This window comes from Kitasatospora sp. NPDC059812 (genome assembly GCF_042732075.1).
Classification (GTDB): Bacteria; Actinomycetota; Actinomycetes; order Streptomycetales; family Streptomycetaceae; genus Kitasatospora.
Genome location: NZ_JBHWIO010000081.1, coordinates 3,965 through 20,831, shown reverse-complemented (window position 1 = coordinate 20,831; position 16,867 = coordinate 3,965). Strand labels below are relative to the sequence as shown.

At 74.6% G+C, this 16,867-nt stretch carries 9 protein-coding genes; 5 read left to right on the top strand and 4 right to left on the bottom strand.

Annotated features, from left to right (window positions below; all coding sequences use genetic code 11):
• Positions 1–15 precede the first annotated feature (15 nt).
• The 4 genes from ACFV6D_RS30490 to ACFV6D_RS30475 all read left to right on the top strand — a co-directional run bounded on the left by ACFV6D_RS30490 (position 16) and on the right by ACFV6D_RS30475 (position 5,316).
• The gene (locus tag ACFV6D_RS30490; RefSeq protein WP_380380603.1) at positions 16–669 is read left to right on the top strand and encodes a DedA family protein; all 654 of its coding nucleotides are present in this window, start codon (positions 16–18) and stop codon (positions 667–669) included.
• A gap of 209 nt (positions 670–878) precedes the next feature.
• Complete coding sequence (locus tag ACFV6D_RS30485; protein ID WP_380427613.1) at positions 879–2,654, top strand: threonine/serine exporter ThrE family protein; 1,776 nt, start codon at positions 879–881, stop codon at positions 2,652–2,654.
• A 78-nt stretch (positions 2,655–2,732) separates the two neighbouring features.
• Positions 2,733–3,806 (top strand): hypothetical protein, encoded by a 1,074-nt coding sequence (locus ACFV6D_RS30480; RefSeq protein ID WP_063348769.1) that lies wholly within the window; start codon positions 2,733–2,735, stop codon positions 3,804–3,806.
• Positions 3,807–4,044: 238 nt separating this feature from the next.
• Positions 4,045–5,316: a C40 family peptidase gene (locus ACFV6D_RS30475; protein ID WP_380561965.1), complete on the top strand. Its 1,272-nt coding sequence runs from the start codon at positions 4,045–4,047 to the stop codon at positions 5,314–5,316.
• A 48-nt stretch (positions 5,317–5,364) separates the two neighbouring features.
• Here the strand turns inward: ACFV6D_RS30475 and ACFV6D_RS30470 are convergent, their stop codons facing one another.
• From ACFV6D_RS30470 to ACFV6D_RS30455, 4 genes are all read right to left on the bottom strand, one after another.
• The gene (locus ACFV6D_RS30470; RefSeq protein WP_079135641.1) at positions 5,365–6,552 is read right to left on the bottom strand and encodes a PP2C family protein-serine/threonine phosphatase; all 1,188 of its coding nucleotides are present in this window, start codon (positions 6,550–6,552) and stop codon (positions 5,365–5,367) included.
• 191 nt (positions 6,553–6,743) lie between these two features.
• On the bottom strand, positions 6,744–9,962 hold the full coding sequence (locus tag ACFV6D_RS30465; protein ID WP_380378182.1) for a UvrD-helicase domain-containing protein: 3,219 nt from the start codon (positions 9,960–9,962) through the stop codon (positions 6,744–6,746).
• Between the two features lie 32 nt (positions 9,963–9,994).
• Positions 9,995–13,312 carry an ATP-dependent helicase gene (locus ACFV6D_RS30460; protein WP_380378184.1) on the bottom strand — a complete coding sequence of 1,106 codons (3,318 nt, stop codon included), beginning with the start codon at positions 13,310–13,312 and terminating at the stop codon, positions 9,995–9,997.
• A gap of 158 nt (positions 13,313–13,470) precedes the next feature.
• Entirely contained in the window at positions 13,471–13,833 is a 363-nt protein-coding gene (locus tag ACFV6D_RS30455; protein ID WP_363372602.1) for an MGMT family protein, read from the bottom strand.
• Between the two features lie 134 nt (positions 13,834–13,967).
• Here ACFV6D_RS30455 and ACFV6D_RS30450 point away from each other — a divergent pair, with 134 nt between their 5' ends.
• A complete protein-coding gene (locus ACFV6D_RS30450) occupies positions 13,968–16,724 on the top strand; it encodes a flippase-like domain-containing protein (protein ID WP_380427529.1) in 2,757 nt (918 codons plus the stop codon).
• The last annotated feature ends 143 nt before the right edge of the window (positions 16,725–16,867 follow it).

Genomic DNA, 16,867 nt, shown 5'->3' with positions numbered 1-16,867 from the left:
CAGGAGTGTCCGCCCGTGACCAGCCTCGCCCTCGGCCCGTCCTGGCTCGATCCGACCAACCTGATCTCCGCCTTCAACCTGTTCGGTGTCCTGGCCATCGTCTTCGCCGAGTCCGGCCTGCTGATCGGCTTCTTCCTGCCGGGGGACTCGCTGCTGTTCACCACCGGCCTGCTGGTGGCCGACGGCACCTACCTGCACCAGCCGCTCTGGCTGGTCTGCGCGCTGATCGTGGCCGCCGCGGTGGCGGGGGACCAGGTCGGCTACCTGTTCGGCCGCAAGGTCGGGCCGAGCCTGTTCCGCCGCGCCGACTCCCGGCTCTTCAAGCAGGAGAACGTGGAGAAGGCCGCCGCCTTCTTCGACCGGCACGGGCCCAAGGCGATCGTGCTGGCCCGCTTCGTGCCGATCGTGCGCACCTTCACCCCGATCGTCGCCGGGGTGAGCAGGATGAACTACCGCACCTTCGTGGTCTTCAACCTCGTCGGCGGCGTGCTGTGGGGCGCCGGCGTCACCGTGCTCGGCTACTTCCTGGGCCAGATCCCGTTCGTCCGGGAGAACATCGAGGCGATCCTGGTCGGCATCGTGCTGGTCTCGGTGGTCCCGGTGGCGGTCGAACTGCTGCGGGCCCGCCGTTCCGGCGCGGCGTCCGCCGACCGCCACCGCGCCGGGTAGGAGTCCGCGGCCCCCGTCGGGGTACGCCGCGTACATGTGCGTCCGGCAGTTCGATCAGGCAAGGTGTAACCCGAGATCGAACGGTGGCCGACGGCCGCCAGGGGTGGCAAGGAGCGGAAGTGCCTAAGCGGGGCCGACCGGGCGCAGGCAAGCGGGCGAGGGGAGGCCGGGCGGTCCGTCAGACCCGGCGGACGCCGCCGGTACGGCCGGTGGACCCCGCCGAGGCGCCGCCCACCGAGGGCCTGCTGGGCCATCCGGCCCCGACCGTCGAGCCCGCCACCGTCGTCCCCTTCGTCCCGCCGATCACGGAGACTAGGGGCCTGCTGTCCCCGGAGCCGGAGCGGGAGCCGCCCGCCGAGTCCGGGCCGCCCCCCGGGTCCGGGCCGCACCCTGCGCTCGGGCCGCACCCCGCGCCCGGACAGGCACCCGGTCCGGAGGACGCGCGCCCCGCCCGCCGCCGATCGGTCGCCGAGGACACCCTCACCCCCGAGGAGTGGCGGGCCGCCGGCTACACCCCGCCGATGGGCATCCCGGTCCCGGAGCTGACCGCCGGCGCCCCCGGCGAGGCGCCCTGGCCGGACCGGATGCGCACCCTGCTGCGCATGCCGATGTCCGAGCGCCCCGCCTTCGAGCGGACCGCCCGCGAGCTGCACCCCTCCGCGGGCGCGACCCGCAACGTCCCCCGCATCCTCGACCTGACGCTGCGCATCGGCGAGCTGCTGCTCGCCAGCGGCGAGGCCGCCGAGGACGTCGAGGCGGCGATGCTCGGCATCGCGCACGCCTACCGGCTGGACCGCTGCGAGCCGCAGGTGACCTTCACCCTGATCGGCATCTCGCACCAGCCCTCGCTGGTCGAGCCGCCGATCACCGCCGACCGGGTGGTGCGCCGCCGCACCTCCGACTACACCCGGCTGAACGCGGTCTACGAGCTGGTCGCGGACATCACCGCGGAGAAGGTCACGGTCAACGACGCCTACCGCCGGCTCGCCCTGATCCGCCGCAACCGGCACCCGTACCCGGGCTGGATGCTCGCGCTGACCACCGGTCTGCTGGCCGGCGCGGCCACCTTCCTGGTCGGCGGGCGGATCGACGACAAGGCCTGGCTGGTCTTCGCCAGCGCCTTCGTCGCGGCCGTCCTCGGCGACCGGCTGGCCTCCACGCTGGCCCGGCGCCGGCTGCCGGAGTTCTACCAGTTCGTGGCGGCCGCGATGCCGGCCGCCGCCTCCGGGATCATTCTGTCCTTCAACGACTGGGGCCTGCGCGGCTCGGTGGTGATCACCGGTGGCCTGTTCGCGCTGCTGCCCGGCCGGGCACTGGTCGCCGCCGTCCAGGACGGCCTGACCGGCTTCTACATCACCGCCGCGGCCCGCCTGCTGGAAGTGATCTACCTGGTCGCGGGCATCGTGATCGGCGTGATGCTGATCCTCTACCTGGGGGTCGGCTTCGAGGCGAAGCTGCGGCCGGACGAGAGCCTGGCGGGCGTCACCTACCCGCCGGTCCAGATGATCGCCGCGATGCTGCTGACCCTGGCCTTCGCCACGCTGCTGCAGACCGACCGCCGCTCGCTCGCGCTGGTCACCCTGAACAGCGGCATCGGCTGGGCCAGCTACGGCGTGCTGGCGTACAACGCGGGCATCTCCCCGATCGTGGCGACGGGGGTGGCGGCCGGCCTGGTCGGCCTGTTCGGCCAGCTGATGGCGCGCTACCGCAACGGCTCCGCGCTGCCGTACGTGACCGCCGCGATCGGCCCGCTGATGCCCGGTTCGGCGCTCTACCTGGGGATGCTCTCCTTCGCCCAGGGCCACGCCAGTGCGGGCCTGGTGTCCGTCTCCCGGGCGGCGGCGATCGCGATGGCACTGGCGATCGGGGTGAACCTGGGCGGTGAGATCGCCCGGATGTTCATGAAGCTGCCGGTCGGCGGCGAACGCCCGTCGCTGTACCCGGTCGTGCCGCGCCGGGCGGCCAAACGCACCCGCGGGTTCTGACCGCACGTTGGACCGGTGTTGGGCTCCGGGCCATGTCACGGCAGGCCGCACGCAGGACCAGGAACGAAGGTAAGACGCATGACCACACTGCTGGACGGCTACCGCGAGCACATCGTCGCCGCGCACAAGCAGCCGTTGTTCCTGCTGCTGGTCGGCTTCATCACCTCCTTCGTGTTCATCCGGTTCAGCGTCCGGATGATCCGCGCCGAGGTGCGGTGGTGGTTCGGCAACGTCACCCCCGGCGGCCTGCACATCCATCACATGGTGTTCGGCCTGGGCTTCCTGCTGGTCGGCGGCGTCGGGGTGTTCGCCACGTACGGCGGGCACCCGTGGATCGACTGGTTCGGGCTGGTCTTCGGCATCGGCTGCGGCCTGGTGCTGGACGAGTTCGCGCTGATCCTGCACCTGGACGACGTGTACTGGAGCGAGCAGGGCCGCAAGTCGGTGGACGCGGTGATCTTCGGGATCCTGTTCACCGCCCTGCTGCTGGTCGGGTACGTGCCGCTCGGCGTGGTGCCCAGCCAGGAGACCAGGTGGGGCCTGATCACGGTGATCTCGGTGAACGCCCTGGCCTCGGTGATCACACTGATCAAGGGCAAGATGTGGACCGGCCTGCTCGGCATCATGGTCCCCGGCCTGTCCTGGATCGGGGCGATCCGGCTGGCCCGCCCGAGCAGCCCGTGGGCCCGCTGGCGGTACGCCACGCGCCCGCGCCGCCGGGCGCGTGCGCTCCGGCGCGAGCGCCTGCTGCACCGGCGTGCGGACCGGGCCCGCACCTGGCTTTTCGACCTGATCGCCGGCGCCCCCGACAAGGTGCCCGCGAACCATCCCGCCGCCCACCGGGTGGCCGAGCGGATGTCCGCCCGGGCCACCGCCCACCTCGACGCGCACGCCGCCCGGGCCCTGGCCCGGCGTCAGGCGCGGCTTGCGGACCGCCGCTCGGCGGCCGCCGCCGGGGCCGCCCCGGCGGCGGTGGGCGGGGCGTACGGCGCGGGCGACAGCGGTGGGGGCCCGTCCCTCGGGGCGCAGCAGCGCCGTCGCGCGATCCGGGCGGGGCGCAACCGGACGTACGCGGTTCGTCCGACCGGGGTGGAGCACCGGTCCGGGCGACACCCTCACCTGCGTCCGCACACCCGCCGGATCCATCGGTAGTTCGTATACCTGGTGCGCCTGACTGAAGGTGACTGGCGGTCAGATCATCTGATGGTCACCCGCGCGGCGGAGTGCGTTCGAGGTGTGAAAAGCGCTGGAGTTGAGAACATGATCGACGAGTGACCGTTCTGTCATGTGATGGGATGATTCGTCGGACCTGCTCCGCCCGGCCGCCCCGCCCGAGCGCCGCGGACCGTCCGCCGCCGTCCCCTCCGGACCCGTGAGAAGGGGATGTCTCGTGGCGCGCAGGCTCCTGCCGACCCTCCTGTTGTCCCTCACCGCCCTGCTCGGGCTGCTCCCCGCAGCCCAGGCCGCCCCGGCGGACCCCGAACCGGCCGCCGGCCCCGCCCGGACGGAGGACCCGTACCCGACCACCGGGGAGATCGACCGGGCCCGCGCCGAGGCCGACCGCACCGCCGCCTCCGTCACCGCCATCGAAGCCGGCCTCGCCGCCGCCCGGACCGAACTCGACCAGGCCGGCCGCAGCGCCGAACAGGCCGTCGAGGCCTACAACGGCGCCCAGCTCGCCCTCGTCCGGGCCCGCGCCGACGAGACCACCGCCGCCCGGCGCGCCACCGCCGCCGAGGCCGACCGCACCGCGGCCGCCGAGGACGCCGCCCAGCTCGCCGCCGAAACGTACCGCCAGGGCGCGGGCGCCGCCCTCTCCGCCCTCAACGCCCTGCTCGGCGCCCACGGCCCGCGCGAAGCCGGCGACCGCGCCGCCGTGATCGGCGTCGCCAGCGAGCGCACCCGGCAGATCCTCGACGCCGCCACCTCCACCGCCGCCGCCGCGACCCGCGCCTCCGCCGCCGCCCGCGCCGCCACCGAGACCGCCGAGAAGGCCGCCGCCGAGGTCGGCGCCGCCAAGGCCAGGGCCGAGGCCCGGCTCGCGGCCCAGCAGGAGGCGGTCATCGCCGCCGACCGCCGCCGCGAACAACTGCTCACCGACCTGGCCGCCGCCCGGCACACCACCGTCGACCTGGAACGCCGGCACAGCGAGGCCCTGCAGGCGATCGCCGCCCGCGAGGCCGCGGCCGCCGCCCGCGCCGCCGCCGAGAAGGCCGCCGCCGAAGCGGCCGCCGCGGCCGAGGCCGCCGCCAAGGCCACCCCGGCCGCACCCCCCGCCGCCGACCGCCTGTGGTCCGCCGAGGGCGCCGCCGCCGCCATCGCCTTCGCCCGCTCCAAGATCGGCCTGCCCTACATCTGGGGCGGCGAGGGCCCGGCCGGCTACGACTGCTCCGGGCTCACCATGATGGCCTGGCGCGAGGGTGGCAAACAGCTCAACCACTTCGCCGCCGACCAGTACGCCGAGAGCACCCCGGTCAGCTACCGCCAGCTGCGCCCCGGCGACCTCGTGTTCTGGACGGACACCGGCCGCGCCGTCGACATCCACCACGTCGGCCTCTACATCGGCGACGACCAGATGATCGAGGCCCCCCGCGTCGGCATGCCGGTCAAACAGGCCAGCCTCTGGATCATGGGCACCCCCGACTTCTACGCCCGCCCGTAGGTCCTGTCCGGCAAGATCGGCCGGACAGGACCTAGGTCCTGTCCGAGCCTAGCGCTGGCGGGACAGGATGCCGTGCTGGTGCGGTAGTTGGGGGCCGGCGGCGGGGGCCGGCGCGTACTGGAGGAGCAGCATGGCCGCGTCGTCGCCGAGTTGGCGGCCGACGTGGCGCACCACGTCCTCGTGCAGGCGCTGCAGGACGTCCGCCGGGCGGCCGTCGGCGCAGCGCGGGAGGCGTTCGGCGAGCGGGTAGAAGGCGCCGGAGCGGTCGCGGGCCTCGATCACCCCGTCGGTGAACAGCAGGACCCGGTCGCCGGGCCGCAGTGCCACCCGGTGCACCGGCGGCCGGACGTCGGCCGGGTCGAGGACGCCCAGCGGCGGGACGGTCTCGGCGAGTTCGAGCGGCCGGACGTCCCCGCCGCGCAGCAGCAGCGGCGAGGGGTGGCCGCAGTTGACCAGTTCCGCGGTGCCGTCCGCGCCGACGCCGATCAGCACCAGGGTGACGAACTCCTCCTCCACGCCCGGGTGGTCGTTCTCGTGCAGGGCCCGGTCGAGGCTGACGGCCAGCCAGCCGGCGACCCGGTCCAGTGCGGGCTCCTGGTGCGCGGCCTCGCGGAAGGCGCCGAGGACGGCGGCGGCGGTCTCGACCGCGCCGAGGCCCTTGCCGCGGACGTCGCCGACCACGGCCCGCACCCCGTGCCGGGTGTTGACCACCTCGTACAGGTCGCCGCCGATCCTGGCGTGCGCGGCGGCGGCCTCGTAGTGGACGGCCGCCTGGACGGTGCCGACCCGCTCGGGGACGGGCCGCAGCAGCACCCGGCGGGCGATCGAGGCGACGAGCTGGGCGTCGGCCAGCGCCCGCTCCTGGCGCAGCCGAAGGGTGGCGCTGACCCAGCCGATCAGGGCGACCAGCAGGATCGCGAAGACGCTGGCGGCGTGCACGGACTGGTCGAGGGCGTCGCTGCGGAAGGCCATCAGGAAGGCCACCGCCTCGGTGAAGAGGCCGATGGCGAGCGGGTACCAGGTTCGGTGGCTGACCACGGCGGCCAGCGCGGGGACGGCGGTGAGGGCCGGTTCGACCGTCACCTCGGTGTTGCTGACGAAGTCGAGGGCGACGATCAGCGCCATGCCGATGAAGGGCAGCGCGAGCGCCGTCCTCGGCCAGGTGCCGGTCGTGCCCGGAGCGGGTCCCGGGGTCGGCCCGGTGAACCGCTCTCTGATCCATCCGGTCGCGCTCAACGTCGGTTACTCCAGCAGAAGACGCCGATGCCCGGGGGCACCTGCGGTGATGACTGAGGGTTAGGGAATGCGGGCCTCGCTGGCGGCCGGAGCACGGGGGTTGACCGGTTACCGACCCCACAATAGGCACGAAACGTGCATGGCGCACAGGTTTCGGGCGCTGCCGTGATGACTTGAATGCTCTGCGTGACTCATTCTTCACTGTTCCCGATCAGGAGCCGTTCCAACTCTTTTCGGTCGGGAAGTCCTGTCGGACGGACGATCCGCCCGCTGCGGACGTACAGGAAGGAAGCCGTGACCTGCTCCGGCGGAACGCCCGCCTGCTCGGCCCAGGCGATCCGGTAGACCGCGAGCTGCAACGGGTCGGCGGTCTCCTCGCGGTGGGTCTTCCAGTCCACCACTTCGTAGCGTGACGCGCCACCGGTTACTGACGTCACGTCACCGTCCCGGTATACCGCGTCGATCCGGCCGCGCACCACCCGCCCCCCGAGCACCAGCTGGAACGGCGCCTCCACCCGGTGCGGCCGGCGCTGGGCGTACGGGGTGCGCAGGAACGCCTCCTTGAGCCGCTCCAGGTCCTGCTCGTCCTCGATGCCGTCGTCGTCAGCGCCGGGCAGCGCGCCCGGCTCGATCAGCAGCAGCGGTTCGATCCGGGACTGCACCCAGGCGTGGAAGCGGGTGCCCCGCCGGGCGGCCGGCTGCGGCGGGCGCGGCATCGGCCGGGCCAGGTCGCGCGCGAAGCCGTCCGGGTCGGCGGCCAGGCGCAGCAGTTGGGTGGCGGACAGCGCGGCGGGCAGCGGCACGTCGCGGGCGGTGCGCCGGGAGCGCTCCAACTCGCCCAGCAGCGCGGTGAGGTCGCGGTCCCAGGAGGCCGCCTGGCGCTGGTCCTCGGCGGCCATCGGCTCGGGTTCGGGGGCGGGCGCGCCGGCCAGCCGGGCGTGCACCACCTCGGCGACCCGGCGGCGGGCCAGCTGGGCGGCCGGGTCCAGCGGAAGCGGCCAGGGGCGCTCGACGGGATCGGCCAGCGCCGGGTTCTCGGCGCCCTTCTCGGGCTGCTCGGCCCAGTGCTCGACCTCCCCGGCGCCGGGCCGCTCGCAGTGCTCGCGCAGCTGCTCCAGGAAGGCGGACGGGCCGCGGACGGTCTTCTGGCTGGGCCCCCACCAGTGCCCGGAGGCCAGCAGCAGCGTGCGCGGGCGGGTGAACGCGACGTAGCCCAGGCGCAGTTCCTCGGTGCCGGAGTGCTCGGCCAGCTGCCGCTTGAACGCGGTCATGGCCTTGCCGTCCCACCCGCCGCGCACGTCGGGCAGGGTGTCCGCGTCGCCGCGCAGGGCGTGCGGGAGCACCCGTTTGCTGCTGGTCCAGCGCTCGCGCGAGGTGGTGGACGGGAACGAGCCCTTGACCAGGCCGGGGACGGCGACGACGTCCCACTCCAGGCCCTTGGACTTGTGCGCGGTGAGCACCTTCACGGTGTCCTCGCCGCCGGGCAGGCTGCTGTCCAGGCCGCGCTCGTACTCCTGGGCGGCGCGCAGGAAGCCGAGGAAGGCGGCCAGGCCGGGGTCGCCGTCGAGGTCGGCGAAGGAGGCGGCGACGTCCAGGAAGGCGTGCAGGGTCTCGCGCCGCCGGGCGGCCAGCGCCTGCGGGGAGGCGGCGAGTTCGACCTCCAGGCCGGTGACGGCCAGCACCCGGTGCAGCACGTCCATCAGCGGGTCGGCGAGCGAGCGGCGCAGGTCGCGCAGCTCCTGGCCGAGGCGGGCCAGGCGGACCCTGGCCTCGGCGGAGAAGGGCAGTTCGTCGGGCTGCTCCGCGTCGAGGAAGGTCTCCACCGCGTCGGCGAGCGAGACCACCTCGGTGGGGTCGGCCTCGGCGACGGCCGCCGTCAGCGCCTCCACGCCCTCGGGCCGGTCGGTGCGCACCAGGTCGGCGGCCCGGCGCCCGAGCAGGGCGAGGTCGCGCGGGCCGATCCGCCAGCGCGGGCCGATCAGCAGGCGCACCAGCGCGGCGTTGGCGGTCGGGTCCTGGAGCACCTCGCAGACCGCCACCAGGTCGGCCACCTCGGGCAGTTGCAGCAGCCCGCCCAGGCCCACCACCTCGACCGGCACCTCGCGGGCGACCAGGGCGGCGTGGATGTCCGGGAAGGCCGCGCCGCCGCGGCACAGCACGGCGATCCGGCCGGGCGCGGTGCCGGTGCGCACCAGGTGGGCGATCGAGTCGGCGAGCCAGTCGACCTCCTCGGCGTGGGTGGGCAGCAGCGCCGCCCGCACGTAGCCGTCCTGCTCGGCGCCGGGGGCCGGGCGCAGCGCCTCGACGCCCTCGTGCATGGCCCGCAGCGGCGCGGCGAGTTCGTTGGCGAAGGCGAGCAGCCGGCCGCCGCTGCGGCGGTTCTCGCTGAGCGCGTAGCGGGCGGCGGGGCGGCCGTCGGCCTTCGGGAAGTGCCGGGGGAACTCGTCGAGGTTGGCGACGGAGGCGCCGCGCCAGCCGTAGATCGCCTGGCAGGGGTCGCCGACGGCGGTGACGGGGTGGCCGGCAAAAGGATGACCGGGACCGGGGCCGGCGCCGAACAGGCCGGCCAGCATCAGCCGCTGGGCGACCGAGGTGTCCTGGTACTCGTCGAGCAGCACGACCCGGAACTGGCCGCGGAGCAGCGCGCCGACCTCGGGCCGCTGCTGGGCGAGCCGGGCGGCGGCGGCTATCTGGTCGCCGAAGTCCATCAGCCCGGCGGCGTGCTTGCGGCGCCGGTAGTCCTCGACCAGGCGCAGCAGCTCCAGCCGGGCCCGGGCGGTGGCGGGGACGGCCCGCAGGTCGTCGTTGGTGAGCTTGACGGTGGCGAGGGTGTCCAGCAGGTCCTCGTCGTGGGCGCGCAGGGTGTCCGGCTCGACCAGGTGCTCGGCGAGTTCGCCGTCCAGGGCGATCAGGTCGGCGACCAGGTTGGCGAAGGTGCCGGTGAGCGCGGGGAACGGGCCGCGGGCGGTGCGCAGCACCTTGGCGGCGAGCTGGAAGCGGGTGGCGTCGGCGAGCAGCCGCACGTCGGGTTCGATGCCGATCCGCAGGCCGTGCTCCTTGAGCAGCCGGCCGGCGAAGGCGTGGTAGGTGGAGATCTCCGGTTCGCCGAGCGGCTCCGCGGCGTCCTGCCCGGTGACGCCGGCCCGCAGCAGGGCGGTGCGCACGCGTTCGGCGAGTTCGCCGGCGGCCTTGTTGGTGAAGGTGAGGCCGAGCACCTCCTCGGGCCGGACGGCGCCGGAGCCGACCAGCCAGACCACCCGGGCGGCCATCACCGTGGTCTTGCCGGAGCCGGCGCCGGCCACGATCACGGCCGGTTCCAGGGGGGCGCCGATGGCCGCCATCTGCTCCCGGTTGAACGGGATGCCCAGCAGCTCCTTGAGCTGGTCGGGATGGCTGAGCACGGCGGTCACCCCGCAACGTTAACCGGAGCGGCGGACAACCTTCACTCGACGAGTTGCGCCCCGTCCCGCTGGGCGGAGCAGCTGCGGCGGAAGGTGCAGCGGTCGCAGCCGCCGCCGGTCTGCGGGACGAAGCGCTCGGCGAGGACCCGGCCGGCCGCGTCGGCGAGCAGGTTCTCGATCCACGGCTCGCCCTCCGGCGGGTCCTGCCGCTGCACCTTGGGGGCGTCCTGGGCGGCCTTGGCGGCGGGCTCGCGCAGGTGGACGAGTTCGGCGCCGCCGGTGGCCGGGGGGCGGTCGGCGAAGCCGGGCAGTTCGTTGAGGGCCCCGGCGCGGACGGCGAGCTGGTAGACGGCGAGCTGCTTGTGCTCGGGCAGCGACTTGTCGGTGGGGATCTGCTTGCCGGTCTTGAAGTCGACGACGTAGGCGCGCCCGGCCGCGTCCTTCTCGACCCGGTCCATCGAGCCGCGGATGCGCACCGAGACGCCGCCGGCGTCGAGGGTGACGTCGAAGCCGTGCTCGGTGGCGACGAGGTCGCGGCCGCGTTCCAGCACGTGCCAGTTGAGGAAGCGCTCCAGGGCGGCGCGGGCCTGGGTCTTCTCCTGGTGGGACTTCCAGGGCGCGTCGAAGGCCAGCGCGTCCCAGACGGTGTCCAGGCGTTCCATCAGGACGGCGAGGTCGGCGGGGGTGCGCCCGGAGCCGACCTCGTCGGCGAGCGCGTGCACGACGTTGCCGAAGCCCTGGGCGGCGGAGCCGGCCGCGCGGGCCTTGACCTCCTTGTCCAGGAACCACTGCAGCGAGCAGTTCTCCAGTTGTTCCAGGCCGCTGCCGGACAGCCGCACCGGCAGGTCGGCGCTGCGCAGCGGGTCGGGGGCGGCGGTGGCGTCGGCCAGGCCCCACCAGCGGTCGGGGCGGGCGGCGGGCACCAGCGGCTGGCCCTCATCGTCGGTGGCGGTGGCGAGCAGGGCGAGCCGTTCGGCGGCGGCCCGGCGCAGTTCGGGCGAGCGGGCCGGGTCGACGGTGACGGCCCGCAGTTCGGCGACCAGTGCGGCGACGGACAGCGGGCGGCGCGGGCGGTGGGTGACGTCCTCGACGACGACGGGCGGGGTGCGGCGCACGACCTTGCCGGTCCGCGGGTCGACGTCCTCGCGGTAGAGCTCGCGCAGGAAGCGGGAGGGCTCGTCGCCGTCGTCGGCGGGGGCCTTGACGGCGGTGACGATCAGCCGTTCCCGGGCGCGGGTCGCGGCGACGTAGAAGAGCCGGCGCTCCTCGCCGAGCAGGGCGCCCGGGGAGAGCGGTTCGGCGAGGCCGTCGCGGCCGATCCGGTCGGCCTCCAGCAGGGAGCCGCGGCGGCGCAGGTCGGGCCAGAGGCCGTCCTGGACGCCGGCGACGACGACCAGGCGCCATTCCAGGCCCTTGGAGCGGTGGGCGGTCATCAGCCGGACGGCCTCGGGGCGCACGGCCCGGACGGTGAGGGTGTCGGCGGCGATGTCCTGGGCGTCGAGCTCGGCGAGCAGGTCGAGGGCGCCGCGGTGGCCGGTGACCTGCTCCTCGGCGCGGGCGGCGGTCTCGAACAGGGCGCACAGCGCGTCGAGGTCGCGGTCGGCGTTGCGGCCGGCGGCGCCGCCGCGCAGGGCGGCCCGTTCCAGGCGTTCGCGCCAGCGGCGGCTGCCGTCCCACAGCTCCCAGAGCGCCTCCTCGGCGGTGCAGCCGCCGGCCAGGCGTTCGCGGACCTTGCGCAGCAGGGTGCCGAGGTCGCGGGCCCGGCGGGCGTGGGCGGGGTCGAGGGCGATCAGCCGCTCGGGTTCGGCGAGGGCCTCGCGCAGCAGGTCGCCGGCCGGGCGGGGGGCGGCCGGGTCCCCGTCGGCGCGCAGGGCGGCGCGTTCCTCCTCGCGCAGGGCGCGGCCGAGGCGGCGCAGGTCGGAGCCGTCGAGGCCGCCGAGCGGGCCGGTGAGCAGGGCGTGGGCCAGGTCGGTGGTGAGCGGGTCGGGTGTGTCGGGGTCGCCGTGCCGGTCGCGGGCGGCCTGCTCGGCGCAGACCCGCAGGGCGAGCAGCAGGTGGGCGACGGCCGGCTCCTCGCGCAGCGGCAGGTCGTCACCGTCGATCTCCAGCGGGACGCCGGCCGCGCTGAGCGCCCGCCGTACGCCGGGGATGGAGCGGGCGCCGGCCCGGACCAGGACGGCCATCTCGCCCCAGGGCACGCCGTCCTCCAGGTGGGCACGGCGCAGCAGGTCGGCGATCGAGTCGAGTTCGGCGCCGGGGGTGGGGTAGGTGTAGACCTCGGCCCGGCCGCCCTCGCGGGAGGGCAGCAGCGCGCGGTGCTGGGCGAGCTTGTCGGCGGGCAGCCGGCCCATCGGCATCCGCCGGGCGAGCTCCCGGGAGGCGGCGAGCAGGACGGCCCCGGAGCGGCGGGAGACGCGCAGCACCTTGACGTCGGCGGGTTCGCCGTCGGCCCGGCGGAAGGTCTGCGGGAAGTCGAGGATGCCGTTGATGTCGGCGCCGCGGAAGGCGTAGATCGACTGGTCGGGGTCGCCGACCGCGACGAGTTCGCGGCCGCCGCCGGCCAGCTGGCGCAGCAGCCGGACCTGGGAGGGGTCGGTGTCCTGGTACTCGTCGACGAACACCACCTCGTAGCGCCGCCGCAGTTGTTCGGCGACCTCGGGGCGTTCGGCGAGCAGGACGGCCCGGTGGACGAGTTCGGCGTAGTCGAGGACGCCGCGCAGGTCGAGCACGTCGAGGTAGTCGGCGAGGAAGTGCGCGGCGGCGGCCCAGTCGGGGCGCTGGACGCCCTGGGCGAAGCGCTCCAGTTCGGCTTCGCCCAGGCCCAGCTCGCGGCTGCGGGCGAGGACGGCGCGGACCTCGTCGGCGAAGCCGCGGGTGGTCAGGCAGGCCCGCAGGTCGAGCGGCCAGTGGATCCGGGAGCTGCCGAGTTTCGCGTCCTCGGCGCCGCCGGCCAGCAGTTCGCGGACCATGACGTCCTGCTCGGGGCCGGAGAGCAGCCGCAGCGGTTCGGCGTAGTCCTGCGGGTCCTGGTGGGCGCGCAGCAGGGCGTAGCTGAAGGAGTGGAAGGTGGTGGCCTGGGGGGCGGCCGAGGAGGAGCCGAGCCGGGCGGACATCCGGTCGCGCAGTTCCGTCGCGGCCTTGCGGCTGAAGGTGAGGACGAGGATGCGCTCGGGGTCGGTGCCGTGCTCGATCCGCCGGGCGACGGCCTCGACCAGGGTGGTGGTCTTGCCCGTCCCGGGGCCGGCGAGCACCAGCAGCGGCCCGCCGCCGTGCTCGACCACGGCGCGCTGGTACTCGTCCAGCACGGGTGGGGCGGGCTGGACGAGCGGGCTGCGCACGAGCCGGTACGGGGAACTCACGGAGGCGGATCCTGGGGTTGTGCTGGAGGCGTGGCCGGGCGGGCCCGCCGGGGCCCGCCCGTATCGAGCCTACGATCCTGCCCCGTCATTCCCGTCGGCGCGGCCGTTTCGCGGCATCCCCGGTCCGCGGCGACCTCACTCCGCGTTCCGCGGCGACCTCATTGCTCGCCGCCCGGCTCCCGCCCGTCCCAGCGGGCCCGCCGCAGGTCGACCCGGGGCGGGTCGGCGAGTTCGCGCAGCGGGGTGCCCTCCTCGCCGTAGTGGGCGAGGGCGCGGTGCTCGTGTCCGGGCAGGAAGCGGCCGTCGGCGCGGATGACCCGCCACCAGGGGACCGAGCCGCCGTACAGGGCCATCACCCGGCCGACCTGCCGGGGGCCGCCCTGGCCGAGGTACTCGGCAACGTCCCCGTAGGTCATCACCCTGCCGGGTGGAATCCGCTCGGTCAGGTCGAGCACCAGTTCGGCGAAGGGTGGCAGGGTGTCCGGGAGGCCGTCGTCTGTTACGTCCGTCACCTGCGGCATTCTTCCTCACGGGGGCGCACCCGCGGCCCCGTACGAACGATCCGCCGCGCCCGATCCGGCCCCTGTCCAGCACGGGGCGCCGAGGCATGCCACCATCTTCGGGGCGGTGAGTGGTGATACGAGGACAAGACCAGATGACCGGGACGGCTGACGTGGGTGTGGACGAGGACTCCGACGAGTCCGCCGCCGCCGTGCCCTCGGCTCCCGGTGGTGGGCCCGCGACCGGGCCGACACCGGAAGTCTCCCTGATCAAGGACCTGACGATCAAGACCCCCGCGCCCGCCGAGGCCTCCGAAGAACCCGCCGAACCCGCCGAAGCCCCCGGGGAACCGGCCGCCGAAGCCCCCGGGGATCCGGCCGCCGCCGCGCCGCCGGCCCGGCGCCCGCTGCCCGACTACCACGACCCGCTGGGCGACACCCCGCACCTGGACGTCGACGAGCCCCTGCTCGCCGCCCGGGCGCACCGCCCGTCCGACCTGATCCGCTTCCTGGCCGGCGTCCTCGGCATAGTCGCCGTCTTCGTGCTGGCGGGCATCGCCACCTCGACCACCACCGGCATCGAACAGGACATCGCCACCAACGCGCCGCACTTCTCCGCGGTGCTCTCCACGATCACCGGCCTGCTCTCCAGCGTCGCGGTGCTCGCCGTACCGCTGGCCTTCGCGGTCGAGCGGCTGATCAAACGCGACGGCCTGCGGGTCGCCGACGGCGTGCTCGCCTCGGTGCTCGCCTACGGCGTCTCACTGGGCATCGACTGGTGGGTGGCCGAAGGCGCCTCCGACCACATCCGGGACGCGCTGACCAGGCTGCCGATGGACAGCAACGGCACCCTCACCGACCCGGTGCACGGCTACCTCGCCCCGGTGATCGCCTACATGACCGCGGTCGGCATGTCGAGCCGCCCCCGGTGGCGGGTCGCCCTGTGGGTGGTGGTGGTCTTCAGCGGGATCACCGAACTGCTCGGCGGCTACACCACCCCGCTGTCGCTGCTGCTCACCGTCCTGATCGGCTGGTCCGTCGCGTACGGCACGCTGTACGCGATCGGCTCCCCGAACATCCGGCCCACCGGCCAGCACCTGATGATCGGCCTGCGCAAGGTCGGCTTCACCCCGGAGAGCGCCCACCGCGCCCCGGACGCACCCGGCGGCACCCGCCGCTACTACGTCACCCAGCAGAGCGGCCCGCCGCTGGACGTCCACATCATCGACCGCGAGCAGCAGGCCTCCGGCTTCTTCTACCGGGCCTGGCGGCGGCTGCGGCTGCGCTCGGTGGCGGTGCGCCGCAGCCCGCAGTCGCTGCGCCAGGCGCTGGAGCAGGAGGCCCTGATCGCCTACGCGGCGGCCGCCTCGGGCGCCCGCGCGCCGCAGCTGGTCGCCACCTCCGAGCTGGGTCCGGACGCCGCGATCCTGGTCTACGGCAAGGTCGAGGGCCGCATCCTGGACGAGCTCTCCGACGAGGAGGTCACCGACCAGGTGATGGCCTCGCTCTGGGAGTCGGTGGCGGCCCTGCACGAGCGCCGGATCGCCCACCGCCGGCTGACCGGCGAGTCGCTGCTGGTGGTGGACGAGAGGACGGCCTGCCTGGTCAACCTCTCCGGCGGCGACATCGCCGCCACCGACCTGACGCTGCGCATCGACGTCGCCCAGCTGGTCACCACCTTCGCGCTGCGGATCGGCCCGGAGCGGGCCGTCGCCACCGCCAACGCGGTGCTCGGCGCCGACCGGGTCGCCCAGGCGCTGCCGCTGCTCCAGCCGGTCGGGATGAGCCGCTCCACCAGGGTCGACCTCTCGCGGCTCACCAAGGAGCGCAAGACCGTCGCCCGGGCCAGGGCGCTGGAGCAGGTCGCGGCCGGCGAGCGCACCCAGCAGCAGGCCGAGGAGGACATCGCGGTGGCCGGCGAGGACCTGCTGAGCCGCATCCGCGGCCAGATCCTCCAGATCGCCCCCGAGGCACCGATGGAGCCGGCCAAGCTGGAGCGGCTGAAGCCGAAGAGCCTGATCATGGTGATCGCGCTCACCTTCGCCGCCTACCTGGCGCTGACCACCATCAAGCCGGCCCAGCTCAAGCTCTCCCAGATGGACTGGGTCTGGGCGGCGGCGGCCCTGCTGGCGGCCGCGTTCAGCTACGTCGCCGCCGCGATGAGCCTGACCGGCTTCGTCCCGGAGAAGCTGCCGTTCCGGCGCACCGTCGCGGCCCAGCTGGCCGGCTCCTTCGTCAAGCTGGTCGCGCCCGCCGCGATCGGCGGCATCGCGCTCAACACCCGCTACCTACAGAAGGCCGGGATCCGCTCCGGCCAGGCGGTGGCCTCGGTCGGCGCCTCCCAGCTGGCCGGCCTAGCCGGGCACCTGCTGCTGCTGTTCAGCTTCGGCCTGATCACCGGCAGCCAGACCAACGGCGACCTGTCCGCCTCCCGCGCGGTGATCATCGGCGTGCTGACCGCCGCCGTGCTCGCCCTGGTGGTGGCGGCGGTCGCGCCACTGCGCCGGTTCGTCCTGGGCCGGCTGCGCTCGCTGTTCTTCGGCGTGGTGCCGCGGATGCTCGACCTGATGCAGACGCCCAGCAAGCTGGTCACCGGCTTCGGCGGCATCCTGCTGCTGACCCTGTCCTTCACCGCCTGCCTGGACGCCTCGGTGCAGGCCTTCGGCGGCGACGTCAGCTTCTCGGCGGTCGCGGTGGTCTTCCTGACCGCCAACGCGGCCGGCTCGGCGATCCCCACCCCGGGCGGCATCGGCCCGGTCGAGGTCGCCCTGATCGGCGCCCTGACGGTCGCGGACGTGTCGCCGGCGGTCGCCACCCCGGCGGTCTTCCTCTACCGGGCGCTCACCTTCTGGCTGCCGGTGCTGCCGGGCTGGATCTCCTACAACATGCTGCAGCGCCGCGGCGCGCTCTGACGTCCACCGGATACGCGGAAGGGGCCCCCGCGGCGGGGCCGGGCGCGGATCCGGGGGGGGGCCGATCGCGCCGCGGGGGGGGGGCCGGGTGTTTGTGTTGACTCCCGCCCGGTCGGGTATAAAAAAAGGAAGCAGCCGACCGC

Excerpts from the sequence above, each read along its gene's own strand:
- ACFV6D_RS30480 (WP_063348769.1), top strand. The coding sequence starts at position 2,733 with ATGACCACACTGCTGGACGGCTACCGCGAGCACATCGTCGCCGCGCAC.
- ACFV6D_RS30450 (WP_380427529.1), top strand. The coding sequence starts at position 13,968 with ATGACCGGGACGGCTGACGTGGGTGTGGACGAGGACTCCGACGAGTCC.
- ACFV6D_RS30455 (WP_363372602.1), bottom strand. The coding sequence starts at position 13,833 with ATGCCGCAGGTGACGGACGTAACAGACGACGGCCTCCCGGACACCCTG.